Annotated in this window: 15 protein-coding genes; 9 read left to right on the top strand and 6 right to left on the bottom strand. The window is 43.5% G+C overall.

Annotation, left to right across the window (positions count from 1 at the left end; all coding sequences use genetic code 11):
• Positions 1-2: 2 nt before the first annotated feature.
• The 4 genes from DL796_RS01120 to DL796_RS01105 all read right to left on the bottom strand — a co-directional run bounded on the left by DL796_RS01120 (position 3) and on the right by DL796_RS01105 (position 3,024).
• Positions 3-356 carry a hypothetical protein gene (locus DL796_RS01120; protein ID WP_110199162.1) on the bottom strand — a complete coding sequence of 118 codons (354 nt, stop codon included), beginning with the start codon at positions 354-356 and terminating at the stop codon, positions 3-5.
• A 238-nt stretch (positions 357-594) separates the two neighbouring features.
• On the bottom strand, positions 595-972 hold the full coding sequence (locus DL796_RS01115) for a hypothetical protein (protein ID WP_110199160.1): 378 nt from the start codon (positions 970-972) through the stop codon (positions 595-597).
• 163 nt (positions 973-1,135) lie between these two features.
• Positions 1,136-2,062 (bottom strand): NAD(+) diphosphatase, encoded by a 927-nt coding sequence (gene nudC, locus DL796_RS01110; protein ID WP_110199158.1) that lies wholly within the window; start codon positions 2,060-2,062, stop codon positions 1,136-1,138.
• A gap of 17 nt (positions 2,063-2,079) precedes the next feature.
• Positions 2,080-3,024, bottom strand: a complete 945-nt coding sequence (locus tag DL796_RS01105; RefSeq protein WP_110199156.1) for a YeiH family protein — start codon at positions 3,022-3,024, stop codon at positions 2,080-2,082.
• Positions 3,025-3,278: 254 nt separating this feature from the next.
• On the opposite strand from DL796_RS01105, the gene DL796_RS01100 reads away from it, so the two are divergent.
• The 9 genes from DL796_RS01100 (at position 3,279) to DL796_RS01060 (ending at position 18,326) form a co-directional block, all read left to right on the top strand.
• Positions 3,279-3,653 (top strand): GntR family transcriptional regulator, encoded by a 375-nt coding sequence (locus DL796_RS01100; protein ID WP_110199154.1) that lies wholly within the window; start codon positions 3,279-3,281, stop codon positions 3,651-3,653.
• On the top strand, positions 3,646-4,533 hold the full coding sequence (locus DL796_RS01095; RefSeq protein WP_110199152.1) for an ABC transporter ATP-binding protein: 888 nt from the start codon (positions 3,646-3,648) through the stop codon (positions 4,531-4,533). The genes DL796_RS01100 and DL796_RS01095 overlap by 8 nt, the downstream gene beginning before the upstream one ends.
• On the top strand, positions 4,530-5,489 hold the full coding sequence (locus tag DL796_RS01090) for a hypothetical protein (RefSeq protein ID WP_110199150.1): 960 nt from the start codon (positions 4,530-4,532) through the stop codon (positions 5,487-5,489). Before DL796_RS01095 ends, DL796_RS01090 begins: the two co-directional genes overlap by 4 nt.
• Before the next feature lie 489 nt (positions 5,490-5,978).
• Positions 5,979-7,892, top strand: coding sequence for a DUF1302 domain-containing protein (locus tag DL796_RS01085; RefSeq protein WP_110199146.1), 1,914 nt, complete (start codon positions 5,979-5,981; stop codon positions 7,890-7,892).
• A gap of 18 nt (positions 7,893-7,910) precedes the next feature.
• Complete coding sequence (locus tag DL796_RS01080; RefSeq protein ID WP_110199145.1) at positions 7,911-9,287, top strand: DUF1329 domain-containing protein; 1,377 nt, start codon at positions 7,911-7,913, stop codon at positions 9,285-9,287.
• 63 nt (positions 9,288-9,350) lie between these two features.
• Positions 9,351-10,364 carry a WD40/YVTN/BNR-like repeat-containing protein gene (locus DL796_RS01075; RefSeq protein WP_110199143.1) on the top strand — a complete coding sequence of 338 codons (1,014 nt, stop codon included), beginning with the start codon at positions 9,351-9,353 and terminating at the stop codon, positions 10,362-10,364.
• 12 nt (positions 10,365-10,376) lie between these two features.
• Positions 10,377-12,989, top strand: a complete 2,613-nt coding sequence (locus tag DL796_RS01070; RefSeq protein WP_110199141.1) for an efflux RND transporter permease subunit — start codon at positions 10,377-10,379, stop codon at positions 12,987-12,989.
• Between the two features lie 177 nt (positions 12,990-13,166).
• Entirely contained in the window at positions 13,167-17,972 is a 4,806-nt protein-coding gene (locus DL796_RS01065) for an NAD-glutamate dehydrogenase (RefSeq protein WP_227592920.1), read from the top strand.
• A gap of 186 nt (positions 17,973-18,158) precedes the next feature.
• Entirely contained in the window at positions 18,159-18,326 is a 168-nt protein-coding gene (locus DL796_RS01060; protein WP_170114195.1) for a hypothetical protein, read from the top strand.
• A 42-nt stretch (positions 18,327-18,368) separates the two neighbouring features.
• On the opposite strand, the gene DL796_RS01055 is transcribed toward DL796_RS01060, so the two are convergent.
• Together DL796_RS01055 and DL796_RS01050 are read right to left on the bottom strand one after the other, a co-directional pair.
• Positions 18,369-19,127, bottom strand: a complete 759-nt coding sequence (locus tag DL796_RS01055; RefSeq protein ID WP_110199137.1) for an SDR family NAD(P)-dependent oxidoreductase — start codon at positions 19,125-19,127, stop codon at positions 18,369-18,371.
• A 76-nt stretch (positions 19,128-19,203) separates the two neighbouring features.
• A complete protein-coding gene (locus DL796_RS01050; RefSeq protein ID WP_170114194.1) occupies positions 19,204-20,946 on the bottom strand; it encodes a BatD family protein in 1,743 nt (580 codons plus the stop codon).
• Between the last annotated feature and the right edge of the window lie 11 nt (positions 20,947-20,957).

The following is a 20,957-nucleotide window of genomic DNA, read 5'->3' as shown; positions in this document are numbered from 1 at the left end:
TCTTAAGCGGCTGACGAGGATATTTCTAGCGCCACATCAGTCTGCTGCTCTAAAGCTTTTAGAATTTTATGAAAGGTTGCATGATCTGAAGCGGCAACAAAACTTCTACCATCTTTTAGACGAGCTAAGAATATGGCTTGGTTCTTATCAGACAGTTTCGGTAATGCTTCTGCGTTTGCTTCAGCTTCAAGAATTGGCTGGTAGTGACTTTGTCGGTTACTGATAAGATCAATCTGTTGCGCAGATACGGTTTCACACAGGTAATGATTGTCGTCACCAGGTAATGTGAAGTTTCGGATAGTAAAGCGTCCTGCACCAGTGGGAAAGCTTCCAGCTATGACAGAAAATTTTGACATATTTTAACCTCATCAATCCTTCAGTAATAAAAATCCCTGAACCCAATTTATTATCATTAATTAAAATATCACGGTGGTTCAGGGGCTTACCTTTTTGTTTTAGCGGAGTGAAAAATATCAGTCAAACGAAAACACACTCAAAAAGTGGGGAATGAGACGAGGTTATAACTTTTTGCAAATATGACTTATTAAAACGCCTTAAATAATTGATATTTAAAGCGTTTATGCATTAGCTCGATTAAGCGCTATTACCTATATATGACGAGTTTGTATTTTTTAGATTAGCAACCGAACTTTTAATTTTATGGAAAGTGGCACTATCAGCCTCTGCGATAAAGCGCCTTTCGTCCGATAATCGAACCATGAATATGACATCATTTTCATCGGCGAGACGAATTTTTTCTTCAAGCTCTAACTGAATTTCCTCGGCCAACGCTTTGTCTTTATTTAAAAGCAATGCCATTTTGGGATTTGCAGTATTAATGAACTCAATTTGATTGATGCTTACGGTTTCGCACAAGTAATGATTCTCGTCTCCAGGAAGAGTCAAGTTTCGGAATGTAAAATATCCGGTTCCTCTTGGAAAATCTCCTGCTAAGATCGTGATCTTGGCCATAGCTGTTTCCTTTTCTACGTTTTACATCAAGTTCACTTTTAAACGAAAAGTGAGAATAATCCCTTCAGCTGCTTGGTTTTATTGTATATTTTTTAACCATTACTTATAGTCTTACTCCAAAGTGTGACGCAATTCAAGTTTTTGCGTCTCATAAATGTAAATTTTACTTTGGGCTGCTTCTAAGCCATTGATCTACTAGCTCTCTGGAGATTGAAAAAGCAGAAGGGAGCTCTAGTTCACTACGCTCTATTAGATTCTTGATATCGTCGCGGCTAAACCATTTTGCTGTTTCTAACTCTTGATCTCGTAATTGAATCTCGTGGTCATCTGTTTCCGCTGTAAAACCCACCATGAGGGATTGTGGGAAAGGCCAAGGTTGGGATTGGTAATACTTGATATTGCTCAGTCTTAAGCCGGTTTCTTCAAAAGCTTCTCTAGCTACCGCTTGCTCTAAGGTTTCGCCTGGTTCGACAAAGCCAGCAATGACGGAGTAGCGCTTTTCTGGCCATGTCGTTTGTCGGCCCAAAAGAATTTTGTCGTTGTTTGTAATGGCGCAAATAACTGCGCTGTCAGTGCGAGGGAAGTGCTCTTGTTGGCATTTACTGTCTGAGCAGGTTCGAACGAATCCTGCTTTGTGTGAAAAGGTTTCGCTGCCACAAAAACCACAATATTGGTGGGTGTTGTGCCAATGCTCCATGGCTATCGCAACATTACACAAATACGAATCTTCGGCTGAAAGGCACTTGAAAAGCTCTCGTAGTCCTAATAATTCAATCTCTGACTCTGGTGTTGCTTTTTGTAGTTTATCTAATGTCGATAAGTTTTTTAGGCGGTACGTAAAGAAGTGCTCACCATTCTTTTCACCTAGGTATATCAGGTGTTTTTTATCAACTGACTGAACTAGGTCGGTTAGCTCGCTATAGCTTTGCCAATGAGGAGCATAAGTCGAAGCATTGGTCCGAGTGGCTATGCTTTGTTTATAAACGGGCAAGTAATGCGCCTGCTCACTCTGCCAAATGTGCTCAATAAAAGAATCTTGGTGGCGGATATCGCCATGCCGATTCAGTGGATTCACTTGAAAAGCAAACATAGTCTAGGGTTAATCCTTTAGAAGAAGTAAAAAACCACCAACAGGGTCGCAATGGATAATAATAGCCATAAGATTAAACCAAGTAGCATGGCTTTAATAGGGATAGCCTTTATTGCGGCTTTATTGAGGCTAGTGCCCATCCATAGCAGGCTTAATGCAAATAGATTCTTGGCTGCATCCTTGATGTAGGGTGCTGCGGTTTCTAGGGGTATAAAGCTACCAATGGCGCTAGCCAATAAAAAGAATACGATAAATAGTGGGATGGCTAGTTTGAATTTGCCTGAGCTGACGGCGAAAGACGCGATTATAGCGACCGGAATAATCCACAAAGCGCGCGCCAGTTTCGCGGTGGTGGCGACCTCAAGAGCCTCTTCGCCATAGACCGATGCTGCACCGACAACACTGCTGGTGTCATGGATACCAAGCGCTGCCCAAATGCCGAATTGTTGCTGACTTAATTCAAGCCACTGACCTATCGCAGGATAGATAAACAGAGCTACCGCGTTTAATAGAAAGACTACGGCTAGCGAAATGACCATTTGTTTTTGATCGGCCTTGATTGACGAGCCGACGGCTGCAATTGCGCTACCACCACAGATTGCGGTTCCTGAGCTGATAAGCCAGCTTTGGTGGTTATCGAGCTTAAACAGTCTGCCGAGTAATAAGCCAACGATAATAGCTGTGGCAATAACGCTCACGGTGAGCCAGAAGCTATCACCAGCATTGCTCACAAGATCGCCAAAGGGCAGGGTAAAGCCGAGCAAGACAATGGCGATTTTGAGTAATAAGCCGGCCCATGAGCCCACGGGTAGCTTGCGGGCTCCAGAAAAGAACCAACCCCACACTAGGCCTGCAGCGAGAGCGTAACTCGCTGGCAATAATCCAACGACGCATAACACGGTTAGTGAAAGCAATATCAAGTTAGCGGTGTATCGTAAGTGTTTATTACTGTGTAGGCTCATTACTTATATTAGAAACTCTTAAACTTAGGCGCACAGTTTACGCTTCTGTTACTGGATATTCATCCTCTAAATGCTCTGCTGAGTAAAAATAATACAAAAAATGCTTTACTGCTTAGGTGTTATATGTAAGTATAACACCATATCGGTATGACACAGTGCTAGATTACTGTAGTGATACAGCGTTGTACTGACACTTAGACAGGCTGAAATCCCTTAAGAAGGGAGTTTGGCTGAGATGAAAAGGTAACGATGGTATGCAAATACAGTGGGATGACTCACAGCCAATCTACCTCCAACTGAGAGATCGTGTACAGAACATGATTCTCGAAGGGAATTTAGTAGAAGGTGAAGCTTTGCCTTCGGTAAGAACGGTGTCGGCAGAATACCAGCTGAATCCAATTACCGTCTCTAAAGCTTATCAACTATTAGTAGATGATCAGTTGGCGGTGAAAAAGCGAGGATTGGGTATGTTTGTGGTCGATGGAGCAAAAGAAAAGTTATTGCAGCAGGAGCGCGAAGTGTTTCTAACAACAGAATTACCTGCGCTTCTAAGAAAATTAAAACGTTTACACATTACAAAAGAAGAGTTGCTGGAAGCACTCGATAAAGGGGAGTCTGAAAATGACTAATGTGATTTCTGCTAACAACGTTAATAAGTCTTACGGCAACTTTAAAGCGTTGAGCAATGTAAATTTTGAGCTCGGAAAAGGTCGAATTCTTGGTTTGATTGGGCCAAATGGCGCCGGTAAAACCACGCTGCTAAAAGCAGTATTAGGGTTAACCACTTACTCTGGTGACTTAAAAGTTCTGGGTTTAGATCCGCATAAACAACGCGACGAGTTAATGAAGCGAGTCTGCTTCGTGGCTGACGTTGCAGTATTACCACGTTGGATAAAGGTGAGTCAGGCGATTGATTTTGTCGAAGGAGTGCACCCTAAGTTCAACCGTGAGCTGTGCGAAAAATACCTGTCGGAAACCAAAATTAAGCGCGAGAGCAAGGTCAAAGCATTATCGAAAGGTATGGTCGCGCAGCTACACTTGGCTTTGATTATGGCTATCGATGCGGATTTATTGATTCTGGATGAGCCGACGCTAGGCCTCGATATTTTATACAGAAAGTCGTTTTACGAGACGCTACTGAATGATTATTTCGATTCCGAAAGAACCATAATCATCACCACGCACCAAGTCGAGGAAATCGAGCATATTTTAAGCGATTTAGTCTTTATACAAGATGGTCAGATCGTACTTGATGACAGTATGGACGCGGTAGGCCAGTCATACTTTGAAGTCATGGTAGAAAAAGAATTTGAAGAAGCCGCATTGGCGCTAAACCCTATGAATGTACGCGAAGTGTTTGGCCAAAAAGTGTGTTTATTTAATGGCGTTGAGCGAGCCAAGTTAGAAGAGATGGGGAAAGTGAGAAAGCCAAGCGTAGCGGACTTATTTGTTGCCAAAATGAGGGGCGAAGCTAAAAGCCAGACGGCTGCGGAAGGAGAAGTGGCATGAATACATTCATAACTTTATTAAAACGTGAATATTGGGAAAGCAAAACCAGCTTTTTATGGGTGCCACTTGTCATCACAGGGATTTCAGTGTTTACAGCATTGCTAGGATTGATTATAGCCTCCACAGGCAGTATTCAAACTGCTGAGTTTGGGTCACATGATTTAGGCAACTTATTTAAATTGTATGACGTTTCGGTAGACGCAGATGTAAAGGCCTTCGCCACCCAAAGCGCACTCTATTCAGGCGTTTATAGCTACTACATGGTGTTAGCGATTGTCGGTTTTTTCTACTGCTTAGGTGCTTTATACGACGACCGCAAAGACAAAAGTATTTTGTTCTGGAAGTCGATGCCAGTTTCTGACTCACAAACAGTGCTGTCGAAGCTCGCCTCAGTAACATTGGTTGCACCCTTTATATATTGGTTAATTATCATCGGAACTAACTTGTTGATGCTAATCATTGGAACTGTGTTTGCATGGCTATCTGGCGTGGACGCTTGGAGTGCCTTGTGGGCAAACTCAGGCTTCTTTAAGGTTGCGATGTATCAGTTTGCCGCCCTATACATGGCAATGCTTTGGGCTATTCCATTTGTTGGATATTTGCTACTGATATCAAGCTGGACAAAAAAGGTTCCGTTTTTGGTGGCGACTGTACCTCCGGTGTTGGTCATTATCGCGGAAGGTATGATTTTTAAAACTGCCAGCGTCGCAACATTTTTCGGTGAAAAAATGTTCGGTGTGGTGCAGGCATTAGTAGCACCATTTAATACTCTGGCCAGAGAGTTCTCACAAAAGAGAGCTGAAATTGAGGATGACTTGCCAATCTTTGATGAGTTTGAATTCCTAACCTTTGGCCAGCAGTTTCAGGATACGGGCTTTTGGACAGGATTGATCCTTGGTGCGGCAATGATTGCAGCCGCAATTTATATCCGTCGCTTCCGTGACGAAGCGTTTTAAGAACGGGTTGAGCAACCGCAACAGGAGGTTTTATGACTTATAACAGAAAATCAAGTAAACAGGTTACTAGAGTTTGTCTCTATATAGCTTTGATAGTAATTGGTTATACTTTGGCCATAAAGATGCATCAGGTGACGCCTGAACTAGGAGTTCTGAACTCTCTAGAAACGGTACAAACCATACAAAAAAGTATTAAAGGGATTTTTGTTGCAACCATTGATTAAGCTCCATGGGTTCCAAGCGTTTCTGCTTGGAACCTTCTTCTTTTCAATACCCTCAATCAAGCTAGGCCCACTCCAACTTAAAGCGTTTTAATATCCGAGTAACGCTAAGAATAACCTGCAAAAAATGAATCAATGTTATATTTCTTGCTTAAAAGTAGAAATTATTGATAGTATGCCAATTAACAAGTGGTATGACGTCTTATGGAAAGCCGCTTCCGAATAATGTAATAAACAGTTAATTCCTGTCGATGGGGGAAGGAATTGTATGAATAGTAATAAATCTATTATGACCTTATCTAAGATTGCCGTTGGCGTATCTTTAGCGTTAGCCGCCACTGCATCTAATGCTGTGGGGTGGGACAGTGAAAATTTTGAGTATAACTTAGACACAACTATCTCAGTCGGCGCCAGTATGCGTGTTGAAGAGCGTGATCGTGCGCTCGTTGGTAAAGCAAATCTTTATCAGCAAGAAACAGGCCAGTCGGTGACTACTTTATACGGCTCAGGAATCGTTCCAGACGGTGCTTGGTCGAATAACTCTGATGACGGTAATCTAAACTTTAATAAAGGCGATTTCTTCTCTCAAGTTATCAAAGGTACGCACGAATTCGATATGCGCCACAAAGATGGCGACTACGGTATTTTTGCTCGTGGCCTATGGTATTACGACCGAGTCCTAATGGACAAAGAAATGCGCTTCCGTGATTTAGATACCTATCCTAACGGCGCTTATGCTGCTGGCGAAACAACTAGTAGAAAAGAGCAGGGTTACGACGCGCGTATGCTTGACGCTTATGTGTGGAGCACTTGGTATCCAAGCGACACCAGCGTAGTTCAAGCACGTTTAGGTGAGCAGGTTGTTAGCTGGGGTGAAAGTACTTTCATTCAGCACAGCTTGTCAGAAGCAAACGCGGTTGATTTAAGAACGCTAAGAAATCCAGGCGCAGAATTAAAAGAAGCTTTCATTCCTTCAAAAATGTTGTGGGCTTCTGCTGAGTGGATTGGCGAAGCGGGTAACAGCTGGACTCTAGAAGGCTTTTATCAGTTTGAGTGGGAGCCAGTTCGTACAGACGAGCCAGGAACCTATTTTGCGACTCGTGACTTCTTAGGCTTGAAAGGCTCAGAAGTACACCTAGGTTTCGCGCAGTTCCCAGAAGGCCAACCAGGCACTGTGGCTATCCGTAAAGATTCTCGCACTGCTGACGACGATGGCCAGTATGGTGTGAAGTTTGGTTATTTCACGGAAATGGGCACCGAACTAGGTTTCTATTACATGAATTACCACAACCGTCGTCCGATTATCTCTGCTAACGCAGCTGATAATACGGGTACAGTTTATGGTTTCTTGGAATATCCAGAAGACATTCAAATGCTCGGTATGAGCTTTAACACTGCGACAGACGGTGGTGTTTCAGTTGCCGGTGAAATCTCTTACCGTATCGATGAACCACTTCAAGTTGATGATGTCGAACTCTTGTTTGCGACTCTAGAACCGATTGGTCAAATTCCAAGCGGCACGAGTCAGGTTGCGAATGGCCATGGTTTAGGTGATGAAATTTCAGGTTACCGTCTGCATGACACTATTCAGGCGCAAATGACCTTTACGAACTTATTAGGTTCAATGTGGGGCTCGGATCAAACCGTATTCCTACTAGAAGTTGGTTTAAACCAAATTTTAGACATGCCCGATAAGAGCGTCTTGCGCTATGAAGCGGAAGGTACTTTCCGTTCAGGCAACCCAGATCGAGCTGTCGATGCGAATGGCAATGGTACTGTTGGTGGTATGTTCGAATTAGCACCTCCTGGTAGCACGCCGTGTGGATTTACAAATCCTAGCAACGGACAACGTGTAACGACCGAGTGTGAAGGCAACTCAACAGGTTTTGCTGATGACTTCTCTTGGGGTTACCGTCTAGCGATGCGTTGGGAATATAACGATGCATTTGCAGGCTGGAACATGAAGCCACGTTTGGTATTCCAGCATGATGTGAAAGGTAATACTCCTGCGCCAATTTCGAACTTCTTGGAAGATCGTAAGTCTCTTGCCATAGGTACGAGCTTTGATTATCAAAGTCGTTGGAAAGTTGATTTCGCATACAACGCATTCTTTGGCGCTGGAAAAAGAAACTTAATTGCTGACCGTGATTATGTTTCAGCAGCACTAAGTTACTCATTCTAATAAGGGTATTAACAGTTTATGGCTAAGATAATGAATAAATGGTTATTAGCGAGCGCAGTCGCTTCGGTACTCTTTTCTGGTGTGGCAACTGCAAAAGTTTCACAAGAAAAGGCGGCAGAGCTTGGAGGTGACGTATACACTCCTATGGGTTCTGAGCGCGCTGGTAATGAAGACGGCTCTATCCCAGCTTGGACTGGCGGTATCCAAGAATTGCCAGAAGGCTATGAAGTTGGTGACCATCATCCAGATCCTTTTGCGGATGATGAGATTTTATTTACCATCACCGCTTCAAACTATAAAGAATATGAAGATTTCCTCACGGTAGGTCAGGTTGCACTGTTTAAAACGTATCCTGAAAACTTCAAAATGCACGTTTACCCAACGCGACGTTCAGCATCATTCCCACAACACGTTTATGATGCGATTAAAGCGAATGCTTCAAAAGCTGAGCTAGTGCAGGGTGGTAACGGTATTAAAGGAGCTTCAATCGGTGTTCCATTCCCTTTCCCACAAAGTGGGCTTGAGCTGATTTGGAACTCATTGACACGTTACCGTGGTGTTTCTGTTATGCGTAATGTTGCTCAGGCAGCACCACTACCTGACGGTGACTTCGTTTTGGTTAAACTTGAAGATCAGTTGCACCATATCTACAACGAACCTGGCATGACACCAGAAAAGTTGGAAGAAGGCAACGTTCTATTCTTGTTCCGTCAAACAGTAAGCGCGCCAGCACGATTAGCTGGTACCGCGTTGTTGGTACACGAAACAATGGATCAGGTTAAAGAGCCTCGTAAAGCTTGGACTTATAACCCAGGTCAGCGCCGTGTTCGTCGTGCACCAAACGTAGCTTATGATGCTCCAGGTACGGCTTCTGATGGTCTAAGAACTACCGATGACTTCGATATGTTCAACGGTGCTCCAGATCGTTACAACTGGACCATCAATGGCAAGAAAGAAGTTTATATTCCATACAACAACTATAAACTTCACTCTGACGAACTTGAGTATGATGAAATCATCAAACCAGGCGTTATCAACTCAGACCTAGTGCGTTACGAAAAGCACCGTGTATGGGTTCTAGAAGCGGATATTAAAGACGATACGCGTCACCAGTACGCTAAGCGTGTGTTCTATATTGATGAAGACAGCTACCAAATCGTCGCTGAAGAAATGTACGATCAACGCGGTGAATTATGGCGTGTAGCGCAAGCTTACCCGATTAATTACTACGAAGTACCGACTCTATGGTCAACTTTGGAAACATACTACGACTTACCATCAGGTCGTTATCTAGTAATTGGTTTAGACAACCAAGAAGAAATGTATGACTTCGAAGTCAAGTACAACGCTTCTCACTTTACGCCTTCGGCGTTACGACGTATTGGTCGTCGATAAAACATCCATCTGCGGCCGGGCTCACCGGCCGCTTTGCCTTAAACGTCTAGAAATATCAAAACAATGAAAAATGTCCTTCAAACTCTAATAATTAGTTTCATCATTCTAGCGGCACCTATATCTTATGGTGAGCCTGCTGTAATCGCACCTAAAGCGGTAGAATCCTTATTGCTTGATATCGTAAAAGTAAGTGAACAAAGGTTACTTACCGTTGGCCAGCGAGGTCATATCCTGATCTCGGAAGATCAAGGCCAAAACTGGCGACAAGTAGAAGTGCCAGTTAATGTTAATTTAACAGCTGTAGATTTTCTGGATGAGAATCATGGTGTTGCAGTTGGTTTTGACCAAACAGTTCTCCTAACAGAAGATGCAGGCGAAACTTGGACCGTTAGCCATCAAGAAGTGTCCAACTTGCAGCCAGCATTATTTAGCGTCATCTATAACTCGAAAGACACTATCACCGCCGTTGGATCTTATGGACTTTATTTAGAAACTAAAGATGGCGGTGCAACCTGGGAAAATCGCCAAATAGACAGCCTGAGCGACGTTTATGATGGCTTTAGCCACTTCTATGACATCGAAAAGCTAAATGCGGATACTTGGTATATCGCCGGTGAAAAATATATTGCCGAAGCCGATGACTATGGCGATGAATTTAGTAAAGGCATGATTGCTGTCACCAAAGACGCAGGTCGTACTTGGGAAAAAGTATACTCGCCTTATGAGGGGTCTTTCTTTGGAATTACTGTAAAAGCGAATGACATTTATGTCTATGGCTTACGTGGTAACTTATTCCACTCCAAAGACGGCGGAGCCAACTGGGCAAAGGTTCCATTAGGCGTGCAAGCTGGTTTACACGACATGATAATAACTGCTGCTGGCAACCTGGTGTTAGTGGGTACTGGTGGTGTCATGGTTGAGAAGTCGGCTAAAAATAACAAAGCAGCAAAAGTAAGCAAACGCTCCGATCTTAAAGGACGCGCTGCACTTATCGAGGTTGCGAACGAACAGTTTATTATTGTTGGCGAGGGTGGTGTAAGGTCATCGTCGAAAGCTGAAACCAAAGCACAACAGTAGAAGGTTAATATAATGTCAAAAAATAAATTAGAGCCTTTAGTAAAGTCTTTGCTTTTTTCAAAGCGCGGTCTGTGGGTCGCTTTGTTCGCCATAGTTACCGCTATTATGGCTTATTTCATGTCTCAGCTGAGAATTGATGCGAGTTTTGAAAAAAATATTCCTCTAAAGCATGAGTACATGCAGACTTATCTTGAGTATCAGGAAGAATTTGGCGGTGCAAACCGAGTTTTTGTCGCATTAGAATCTAAGGATGGCGAGATATTTACCGAAGAGTTTTTTGAAGCTCTAAGAGTCGCTGATGACCGCGTAGAAGGAATTGAAGGCGTTAACCAATCGCAAGTTCAATCACTTTATTCACCTTCAGTACGCTATATTGAAGCGAGCGAGCAAGGCCTAGAGGGTGGGCCAGTTATTCCACCTGAATTTGAACAGGCAGATAAAACTGAAGCTTTCGACAAAGTAAAAGAAAATATTTTAAAAGCAGGCATTCGTGGTCGATTAGTTTCTAATAACTTTAAGTCGGCAATGATCTCGGCACAGTTATTTTCCGAATATAACGATCCTAAAGCAGAATTGAAGCTAGACGCTGACGGCCAAGCCATCTCGCAAATGGTGCAGACCAACTATGTAGAAGTCGCGGATCAGCTTGAAGAACTACGCCGCGATATTGAAGCGGAATATCCAAACGTCGAAGTCCATATTATTGGTTTTGCGAAAATGATTGGTGATGTCAGCGATGGTGCAGGCAATGTTATCTTCTTTTTCCTGATTGCATTCCTAATCACAGCATTACTGGTCTTCTGGTATTCGCGTTCGATTAAACTCACTCTATTGCCACTATTAACATCCAGCGTTGCAGTAGTGTGGCAGTTAGGAATTTTGACTGCGCTTGGTTATGGTATCGATCCTATGTCGATCCTTATACCTTTCTTAATCTTCGCGATTGGTGTTAGCCATGGCGTTCAGATGATTAACGGCGTGCAGCACAATGTCGGCTTAGGTTTCAAAGTATATGATGCTGCGATAGCAGCCTGTGCTGGCCTGATCGTTCCAGGCGGTGTGGCGCTATTAAGTGACACCATCGGTTTCTTAACTTTACAATTAATCGAAATCGACATTATTCGCGAGCTAGCTATTACAGCAAGTATTGGTGTTGCGGTACTAATTCTAACCAACCTGATTTTATTGCCGCTTCTGATTTCTTACACCAGCTTTTCAGACTCTTTCGTTAAAGGCGTACAGAAGCGTGAAAAGTCACACGAAGTGTTGTGGCATAAGTTAAGCGTGTTTGCTAAACGTCCAATGGCGTTAATCGTGGTAATAGTTGGTATTCTGCTTGGTTTAGTAGGTTACTGGGGCTCACAAAACATGAAGGTGGGCGATCTTCATGCTGGCGCACCTGCCCTGAAGCAAAACTCGACTTATAACCTCGATACAAAGTTTGTGACAGAGGAATACTCGATCGGCACTGATGTGATTTCTATCTTAGCCGAAACACAAACTGACGGTTGTACCTATTACAACATTATGGAAACCATTGATGACTTCCAATGGCAGCTAGCGAATGTACAAGGTGTGCAGTCCACAATAAGCTTGCCACAGGTCTCAAAAGTTGTGAATGGTCTGTTAAGCGAAGGTAATCTAAAGTGGAAAGTATTGCCGAAAGACGAAGCGGTACTGCCTTATACTATTGCACGAGTCGAAACTAGCACCGGTCTGCTTAATTCTGGCTGTAGCGTAATGCCAGTCATGGTCTTCCTAAATGACCACAAAGCAGAAACTATCGAGCGTGTCGTAGAGTCGGCGAAAAGCTTCCAAGCGGATTACCTAGCCAAAGAAAAAGCAGCCGTGTACGACATTGTAGCAGGCGCAGTTTCTGAAGAAGAGCTTGAGCCGTTACAGCAAGTACTCGATCCGTTACTAAACGAGTACAGTGAGCTCGATTATGGCGAGAATTCTGAGCGCCCGACGTTAGTGGCATTCTTAGATGAAAAGTTAGCTGAATCAGGCGATATTGAAGCTTCTCAGCTAAATACTGTGACATCGGCGCTTGAAGCTGAGTTACCTGAAAGTGGCTTTAAACCCGTTAAGTTCCGTTTAGCTACAGGTGCGGTTGGCGTAATGGCAGCAACCAACGAAGCGGTTGAAGCAGCCCAAGTACCCATGATGATCTGGGTCTACTTAGCGGTAACGTTATTGTGCTTAATCAGTTTCCGCTCTGTTCGTGGCACTATTTGCGTAGTTTTACCACTAGTCGTGGTTTCTTTACTGGCACAAGCGCTGATGACGTGGCTCGAAATCGGCCTAACAGTCGCTACATTACCTGTTATTGCGTTAGGTGTGGGTATTGGTGTGGATTATGGTATTTATATCTTCTCGCGCATGGTCGGCTTCATTCGTGAAGGCCGCTCGGTCTCTGAGGCTTACTTCGAGACCTTAAAGTTAACCGGTAACGCTGTATTATTTACAGGTTTAACCTTAGCGATTGGCGTAAGTACTTGGATTTTATCAGCTTTACAATACCAAGCAGACATGGGAATCATGCTAACCTTCATGTTCTTAGTGAATATGTTAGGTGCAATTTTCTTATTACCTGCATTAGCCTGTTTATTGTACAGAAGATAAAGTCATCCTAACTGGTAGAAGCAGTTGAAAAAAAGGCATCTTAATGCAAATTAAGGTGCCATTTCTTACTCAAATGTCCTAGAATTGGGTAACGTTAAAAAACGTTATTTAACCCATACTTTTTTATTCTTGGACAGGACAATGGCCGGTGTAAATAACTCTTCAAATTTGTTGGAGATGGTCCAACAACTCTCTGAAAAGCATTATTCAAAGCAACAAGCTGAGCTTGTTAAACAATTCTCCTCATTAATTTACTCAAGTGTCTCTGAAGACGAGTTTAGTGAGCGTAGTCCCACACAGTTTTTTAACTCCATATCGAGTCTATGGAACTTTATCCAGGATTTCGATGGAGCCAGCAAAGTAAGAGTTTTTAATCCCGACAAGAAAGAAGACGGTTGGGAGTCGCGCTATACCATTATTGAGATAAACCACCGTGATATTCCGTTCTTAGTTGACTCGATTCGTATGGAACTGAATCGACATGGAATTGATGTACATTTACACATCCATGTTCCGATGTTCATTAAGCGTACAAAAACAGGTCGTATCTCTAAAGTCGACGTGTCTTATGATAAGTGCAGCTCAGAAGGCGAAAACATCGAAACGCCGATGTACCTTGAAGTTGATCGCCTGATCGATGCTGAAGAAATGCAGCGTATTGAGAAAAATTTGGTTCGAATCTTAGGTGATGTCAGAGCAACAGTTTCTGATTGGAAGCCGATGCGCCAAAAGATGGTTGATGTTATTGCTGAGCTTGAAAATAACCCGCCACCTTTGCGAGAAGATCGTATCGAAGAAACCGTAAACTTTTTACAGTGGGTAAAAGAGAACCATTTCGTGATGATGGGCGCTCGCACCTACGATCTGAAGAAAAATAAAGATAATGAATATTATTTAAAATCAGTTAAAGGCTCTGGCCTTGGTATTTTGGGCGACGAGCGCAAATATGCTGAATACTATTTATCACGCTCACCAAAAGGCGCACAAAAGCTGGCCTTATCGAACGAGCATCTTTTAGTGCTGACCAAAACCAGTACTTTATCGACGGTTCATCGCTCGAGCCACATTGATTATATCGGTGTGAAGCGCTTTAACGATAAAGGCGAAGTGATTGGTGAGCATCGTTTCTTTGGCTTGTTCACGTCAGCCGCGTACAACATGGACCCACAAAACATTCCGGTTCTTCGTAAGAAAATTAACAATGTTCTTACCGAGTCGAAACTTAAGCCGGGTGGCCATGACTACAAAGCGTTAAGAAACATTTTGGAAACTTATCCACGAGATGAGTTATTCCAAATTCCTACATTAAAGCTTCTAGACATAGTGCTTGGAATTTTACATATTCAAGAACGACGTCAGGTTAGAGCTTTTGTACGCCGGGATCCTTTCGGCCGCTACTTCTCGGTTTTGACATTCGTGCCGCGTGATACCTATAACACGCGTATTCGCTTGAAGATGACAGACATCTTGTCAGAAACCTTTGATAGTAAAGGTGAAATTGAGTTTACCACTTATTTCTCTGAATCAAACCTAGTGCGAACTCACTTCCGCGTACCTGTGGAGAATACAGAGTCGATTGAATACGACCTCGATAAGTTACAGGAAAAGTTAGAAGAAGCGACGCTGACTTGGGAAGAGATGCTGACTGATGAAATTAACAAGCGATATGATGGTGAAGAAGCTGCGGTATTACTGAGAAAGTATCGCCAAGCATTCGCGCCAAGCTTCCAGAATCAGCAAAGCGTCAACTCAGCCATGATCGATATCGAGAATATCGAGAACTTAAGCGACGATTGGCCGCTAGGTATGTTCTTGTATCGCTCCGGTGACGATCAGTCGTTACGTTTCAAGCTATACCATAAAGACACGCCAATGCCGTTGTCAGCGGTAATGCCAATGTTAGAGAACATGGGGCTCACGGTAATTGATGAAACACCTTATGAGGTGTCGTCTGAGTTACTGGGTGAATACCGAATTCTCGACTTTGATGTTCGCTACGACGCAGCAGAAATTGATGTTGAAGAGGTGCGAGCCAACTTCCACAAAGCCTTTGCCAAAGCTTGGTATAAGCAAAGTGAAAACGATGGGTTTAACCGCTTAATTCTTGCTGCGGGCTTAGACTGGCGTCAGGTTGCTGTGTTGCGCGCGTATGCCAAGTACATGTGGCAAATTAACTTTACCTTCAGTCAGGTTTATATCGAACAGACTCTTTCCCAATACCCAGAATTGGCGACAGGTTTGTATGAATTATTCGACTTAAAGTTCAACCCAGCTGAAGAGTTTAGCCAGCGCAAGTATGCACTTAAGAAAAGCCAGCTTCTGAAAGATGTGCAGAATGTTGAAAGCCTAGATCAAGACAAAATCATCAATAAATATATTGAGGTTATTGAGGCAACACTTAGAACAAACTTCTACCAAGCCGATGAAAATGGTAAGGATAAGAGTTACATCTCGTTCAAGCTGAACCCTAGCGTCATCACGGACATGCCAAAGCCTGTCTTGATGTACGAAATCTTTGTTTACTCACCTCGTATCGAGGGTGTTCATCTACGTGGCGGTAAAGTGGCTCGTGGTGGTTTGCGTTGGTCAGATCGTCGTGAAGATTACCGCACAGAAGTTCTAGGCTTGGTAAAAGCTCAGCAAGTTAAGAACTCAGTCATCGTTCCTGTCGGTGCTAAAGGCGGATTTGTCTGTAAACAACTTCCGACTACTGGCGGACGTGAAGCTTTCTTCGCCGAAGGTGTTGAGTGCTATAAAATCTTTATCCGTGCATTACTCGACATTACAGATAACTATGTCAACGACAAGCTAGTTCATCCAAGAGACGTGGTTATCCATGATGACGCGGACCCATATTTAGTTGTTGCTGCAGATAAAGGTACAGCTACGTTCTCTGATATCGCAAACGGTATCTCAGAAGAGTATGGCCACTGGTTAGGTGATGCTTTTGCATCAGGTGGTAGTAATGGTTATGACCATAAAGGCATGGGTATTACTGCTCGTGGTGCTTGGGAGTCAGTGAAAAGGCACTTCCGTGAAATTGGCATCGACTGTCAGAACGAAGACTTTACGGTAGTAGCTTGTGGCGACATGTCAGGTGACGTATTCGGTAACGGTATGTTGCTATCGAAGCATATTCGACTGCAAGTTGCCTTTAACCACATGCACATCTTCGTCGATCCTAATCCGGATGCTGCGACCAGTTATAAAGAGCGTGAACGTTTATTTAATCTACCACGCTCGGGTTGGAATGATTACAACCCAGAACTAATCTCAAAAGGCGGCGGTGTCTTTGAGAAAAGTGCAAAAAAGATTGATTTAACGCCTGAGATGCAAGAAATGCTTGGCGTTAAAGCTAAATCGCTATCACCAACAGAGTTTATTCATGCTGCCCTGAAAATGAAGGCGGACTTATTCTGGAACGGTGGTATCGGTACTTACGTTAAATCGAGCAAAGAGACACATCTCCAAGTTGGCGATAAAGCGAATGACGCTGTGCGTGTTGACGGTAAAGACATGCAGGTAAAAGTTATTGGTGAAGGTGGTAACTTAGGTTGTACTCACTTAGGCCGAATCGAATATATGCAACACGGTGGCCGTGCTAACGCCGACTTTATCGATAACGCTGGTGGTGTGAACTGCTCGGATAACGAAGTTAACATTAAGATCTTGCTAAATGGCGTGGTGACTAACGGCGACCTAACGCAGGCACGTCGAAATAACTTATTAGCCCGCATGACGGATGAAGTTGCTGATATCGTTATTAAAGACAATTATCGTCAGGCACAGTCAATTAGCGTGACCGAAACTCGTGCAGCAACCATGGTTAAAGAGCATATGCGCTTTATCCACGGTTTAGAGAAATCGATTGGTTTAGATCGTGCGCTTGAGTATTTGCCAACGGACGAAGAGCTAATCGAAAGAGAAGCGAACGGTAAGGGCTTAACTCGTGCTGAGTTAGCGGTACTGTTGGCTTACGGCAAAATGGAGCTTAAAGATGCATTGTGTATTCCAGCCGTAACCGAAAACAGTTACTTCGAAAGCTATTTGGTAGAGTATTTCCCTAAGCCATTGCGTAAGAAGTATCTTGAGCACATGCTGAAGCATCCGCTAAAAGATGAAATCATCTCTATGTGTTTAGCGAACGAGATGGTTAACCTCATGGGTACTAACTTTGTGTTCCGTGTTATCGATGAAGTGGGTGCGAATATTGGTGAGGTTGCGCAGTGCTATGTGATGGCTAAGGAAACCTTCCACCTGACTGACTTATTCGAAAGCATTGAAGCGTTGGATAATAAAGTTCCAGCTAATGTTCAGACCAACATGATGTTCCAAGCTCGTCGTATTGTGCGTCGTGCGACTCGCTGGTTTGTACGTAATCGCAGTAAAGATCAGTCGATTGAAGAAGTTGTGGAGTTCTTCAGCAAAGGTGTTGCTGAGCTACAAAAGAACGTTCATAAGACGCTTGAAGCTAAAGAAGCTAAAGGCATCGAGAAGGAAGTACAAGAGCTGGTTGAGCAGGGCGTTCCTGAGAAGCTTGCGAGACAAGTTAGCTACCTAAGTACTATGTTCTCAGCTATGGACATTATTGAGCTTGCAACCCAGTTCAAGCTGCCAATTCTAACGGTAGCTGAAGTTTATTATAAACTGGGCGCAGAAATCGAATTGCACTGGTTCTTGAACCAGATTATTGCTCAACCGGTGGGTAATCACTGGCAAGCATTTGCTCGTTCGGCTTTCCGTGAAGAGCTTGATAACCAGCAGCGCGACTTGATTGAGGCGGTATTACCATTAACCGCTAAATTCAAAACGCCTGAGAAGCGAATCAAGCACTTCCTATCGGAGCATGAAGATCTGTTGTTACGCTGGCGTGAAATGGTTACTGACTTCAAACAAAGCAATAGCCATGAGTTTGCTAAATTCTCGGTGGCATTACGTGAATTGCAGATTCTAGTGCAACGTAGTCAGCGTTTGATTAAGTAATTGATTTTAAAGCTATAAAAACTTAAAGGCCCGACAAGTTCGGGCCTTTTTCGTAACCCAATCCTAGCGCTATCCCCTCAAAAGTTGCAATTGCCATAATTCGCCACAATTTATTCATTGCAACTTCAGAATCCTTTGTTCTACTAGACTCATACAAAAGATATAGAACATTAACAGGAGTTAGCAATGTGCGTTTTGATAGTACCGGATGAAATGAAACAATCGAAAGAGTACGCTCAAGTATTTGAAAACTACATGAAAGATCAGCAGAAGGAACGTGCGGAAATCGTAGCTGAGGAACGTGTTCAAGACCGCTCGTTTTTGAGCATGGTAAAAAAAAGCACCGAACTTTAAGTTGGTGCTTTTTTAGTGCAATAGCGCTAAAACTAACGGGCGCTATTGAAGCCTAGCGGCAGCATCTAAACGAATAGTTGTGCCGTTAAGGTAAGCATTCTCAGTAATATGCTGAACCAGCTTCGCGTACTCTTCAGTAGTACCGAAGCGTGATGGGTTAGGAATACCCGCAGCAATTTGTTCGCACACTTCCGGCGTAATCTTTTCCATCATCGGCGTTTCGAATACACCTGGCGCCACAGCCATAACACGAACCTTGATGCGAGCAAACTCACGTGCCAACGGTAATACCATACCCACAATGGCTGACTTAGTCGCTGAATAAGCTGTCTGGCCTATCTGACCTTCGTAAGCGGCGATAGAAGCGGTATGGATAATAACACCACGTTCACCATTCACTTCATCATTCTCTTGCATATGGCGCGAAGCAGCGCGAGTTAACAAGAAGCTCCCCACTAGATTGATATCGACAACTTTTTGAAAATAGTCGGCAGGCATTGGGCCTTTTTTGCTATGAATCAAGCCAGCACCTAATACACCAGCACAGCTGACAGCAAGATTAATCCCACCCATAAACTCAGCGGCTTTGTCGGCGGCACTGTCTACATCTTGTTCTTTACTGATATCTGTTTTGATGAAAATAGCGTTGTCGCCAAGTTCTTTGGCTACGTTGTTACCTTGTTCTTCATTGATATCTAGAAGTGCAACTTTTCCGCCGTTGGCGATAACGTGCTTTGCTGTGGCTAAACCTAGCCCAGAAGCGCCGCCACTAATTAAAGCTTTAGCTTGTGAGAAATCCATAGTAATACCTATGTTCTGATGGTCGAAATTTTAGGTTGGCATTGTACCAACCCTTGCCAAACATGCCAATCCGCGCTTAATCGCGGGACTCGTAAAGCCCGGGTAAGCCTTGGCTTTTATCAATATTTTTATCCAGCTCTAGCGTTGGCAATAGTCGGGCCAAGTCCTGACCGTTCCAAGGCTTTTGGTAGTCGGCTGAATAAAGAGCCTGCTGAAGGTCTTGAAGTTCATTAGCGAGTGGATCTTGCTCAGTTTGGCGGCAATACTTCTCAAGTTGGACAATGTTTGTTACATGGCTTAAATTTGCCTGACTTTTTAACCAGTTGTTTAAGCGCTTTTCCGTCGACTTAGCATTATTGGCAGCTGCACTTTTTATAATGCTTTTAAGGTGGGACGGTGTCTCATCGATAGCGCGTGTATGTGAGTTCTGCGAGCTTAGATCGTTTGCTACTGCTTTTCGATTACGCTTGATAAACCACAGGAGAAGCGTCATCAACCAGATCACGGCGAGAATGATGCTAGCATATTTCCAGTAATCATGACCTTCTGAAGAATCTGTAGTAACAGGCTGTTGTTTATCTTCTTGCTTTTTAGCCTGTTCGATAGCGGGTTTCTGTTGCTCTGGAACTACGGCTTGTTGAGTATTTTGCGTAACCTGTTTTTGACTTCTAGCGACCTGGATCGTTTTCGCTTCTAATGTAGCGAACTCTTGCTGGTCTGTTTCCACGTTCCACCAAGGTATTTTAATCTCTGGCAAGCTAACTTCACCAGCCTTACTTGGTATAACCACCACTTTTTCCAAGTGGTAACTGTTTACGCCAAATCGATTAAAACGTTGGTGATATTGTGGAGTATCTCGATAAATAGTAATACCGTCTTGCATAGGAAAGGTCACTGTAGGCAGCTGAGTTTTGAGTAAGCCAGAGCCTTTAATGATAAAGTCTAACTGTGCTGGCTCACCGACGGTAAAGGTTTGATTATTCGGTTGCCATTCTGCAGTGAGCTCTAGGCTAGAAGCTGGAAGCCAAGGCTCGGCAGCACCTTCAGGCTTCGGCTTAACTTTTACCGTATATTTCTGAGTGCTTAAACTAATCGGCTTTAATTGTGAGCGCTGCCAAGGCGAGCTGTTATTACTATCGTCCAAGATCGTTGCGCTATAAGTGATTGGCTCAATCACCATATCGCCACTTTGTTGTGGGAAAATCGCGTAGCGTTGTTCGATAACACGGAAACTTTTATCGTTTTTAATAAAGTTAAAAGTTTTATTATCCCCTAGTTGCTCAACTAACGCATTGGTCACGCGAATAGGGGTGATGTTTTGATTCCTAGTGACCACAGAGCGATAAATACGCACTGTAAAAATCAGCTGTTGCTGAACGTAAACTTCTTCGTCACTGAGGTTCGCTCTAAGTTTAATTTTAGCGCTGTCCGGATTATCAAAACCAGATTCCTCAGGCAGGATGCGAATAGTGAAAGGTTTAGAGCGTTCAGCACCAATACTTAACGCTGGAATGGTAAAAGTTCCAGCGTTCTCAGCCAACAACTCAAAATCCCAACCCATTTGTGAGCGATATTGGCCGTTGATAATAATGCTGTTATTAAACTCTTGGCGAGCTCGAACTTGGATGTCGTTAGGTAGAAAATCTAGGTTAATGCCGGCGTTTAAGGTAGCAGGATCTTCAACTTGTACCCGTAGAAAAAACGTTTCGTGTGCTCGTATTTCCGAGCGATCGAGTGTTAGGGTTATTTTGGCGAAAGCCGTCCCTGCAAACACTAGCAGTGACAGTAAAATCAATAAAGAACTTAGAATTCTATTCATTGTACTCATAT

It is taken from the genome of Kangiella spongicola (assembly GCF_003194565.2).
GTDB lineage: Bacteria > Pseudomonadota > Gammaproteobacteria > Enterobacterales > Kangiellaceae > Kangiella > Kangiella spongicola.
The sequence above is the reverse complement of the archived record's forward strand: the minus strand, read 5'-3'. Positions and strand labels throughout refer to the sequence as shown.

Excerpts from the sequence above, each read along its gene's own strand:
- DL796_RS01070 (WP_110199141.1), top strand. The coding sequence starts at position 10,377 with ATGTCAAAAAATAAATTAGAGCCTTTAGTAAAGTCTTTGCTTTTTTCA.
- DL796_RS01060 (WP_170114195.1), top strand. The coding sequence starts at position 18,159 with ATGTGCGTTTTGATAGTACCGGATGAAATGAAACAATCGAAAGAGTAC.
- DL796_RS01090 (WP_110199150.1), top strand. The coding sequence starts at position 4,530 with ATGAATACATTCATAACTTTATTAAAACGTGAATATTGGGAAAGCAAA.
- DL796_RS01050 (WP_170114194.1), bottom strand. The coding sequence starts at position 20,946 with ATGAATAGAATTCTAAGTTCTTTATTGATTTTACTGTCACTGCTAGTG.
- DL796_RS01105 (WP_110199156.1), bottom strand. The coding sequence starts at position 3,024 with ATGAGCCTACACAGTAATAAACACTTACGATACACCGCTAACTTGATA.
- DL796_RS01100 (WP_110199154.1), top strand. The coding sequence starts at position 3,279 with ATGCAAATACAGTGGGATGACTCACAGCCAATCTACCTCCAACTGAGA.
- DL796_RS01055 (WP_110199137.1), bottom strand. The coding sequence starts at position 19,127 with ATGGATTTCTCACAAGCTAAAGCTTTAATTAGTGGCGGCGCTTCTGGG.
- nudC (WP_110199158.1), bottom strand. The coding sequence starts at position 2,062 with ATGTTTGCTTTTCAAGTGAATCCACTGAATCGGCATGGCGATATCCGC.
- DL796_RS01075 (WP_110199143.1), top strand. The coding sequence starts at position 9,351 with ATGAAAAATGTCCTTCAAACTCTAATAATTAGTTTCATCATTCTAGCG.
- DL796_RS01085 (WP_110199146.1), top strand. The coding sequence starts at position 5,979 with ATGAATAGTAATAAATCTATTATGACCTTATCTAAGATTGCCGTTGGC.
- DL796_RS01120 (WP_110199162.1), bottom strand. The coding sequence starts at position 356 with ATGTCAAAATTTTCTGTCATAGCTGGAAGCTTTCCCACTGGTGCAGGA.
- DL796_RS01095 (WP_110199152.1), top strand. The coding sequence starts at position 3,646 with ATGACTAATGTGATTTCTGCTAACAACGTTAATAAGTCTTACGGCAAC.
- DL796_RS01065 (WP_227592920.1), top strand. The coding sequence starts at position 13,167 with ATGGTCCAACAACTCTCTGAAAAGCATTATTCAAAGCAACAAGCTGAG.
- DL796_RS01115 (WP_110199160.1), bottom strand. The coding sequence starts at position 972 with ATGGCCAAGATCACGATCTTAGCAGGAGATTTTCCAAGAGGAACCGGA.
- DL796_RS01080 (WP_110199145.1), top strand. The coding sequence starts at position 7,911 with ATGGCTAAGATAATGAATAAATGGTTATTAGCGAGCGCAGTCGCTTCG.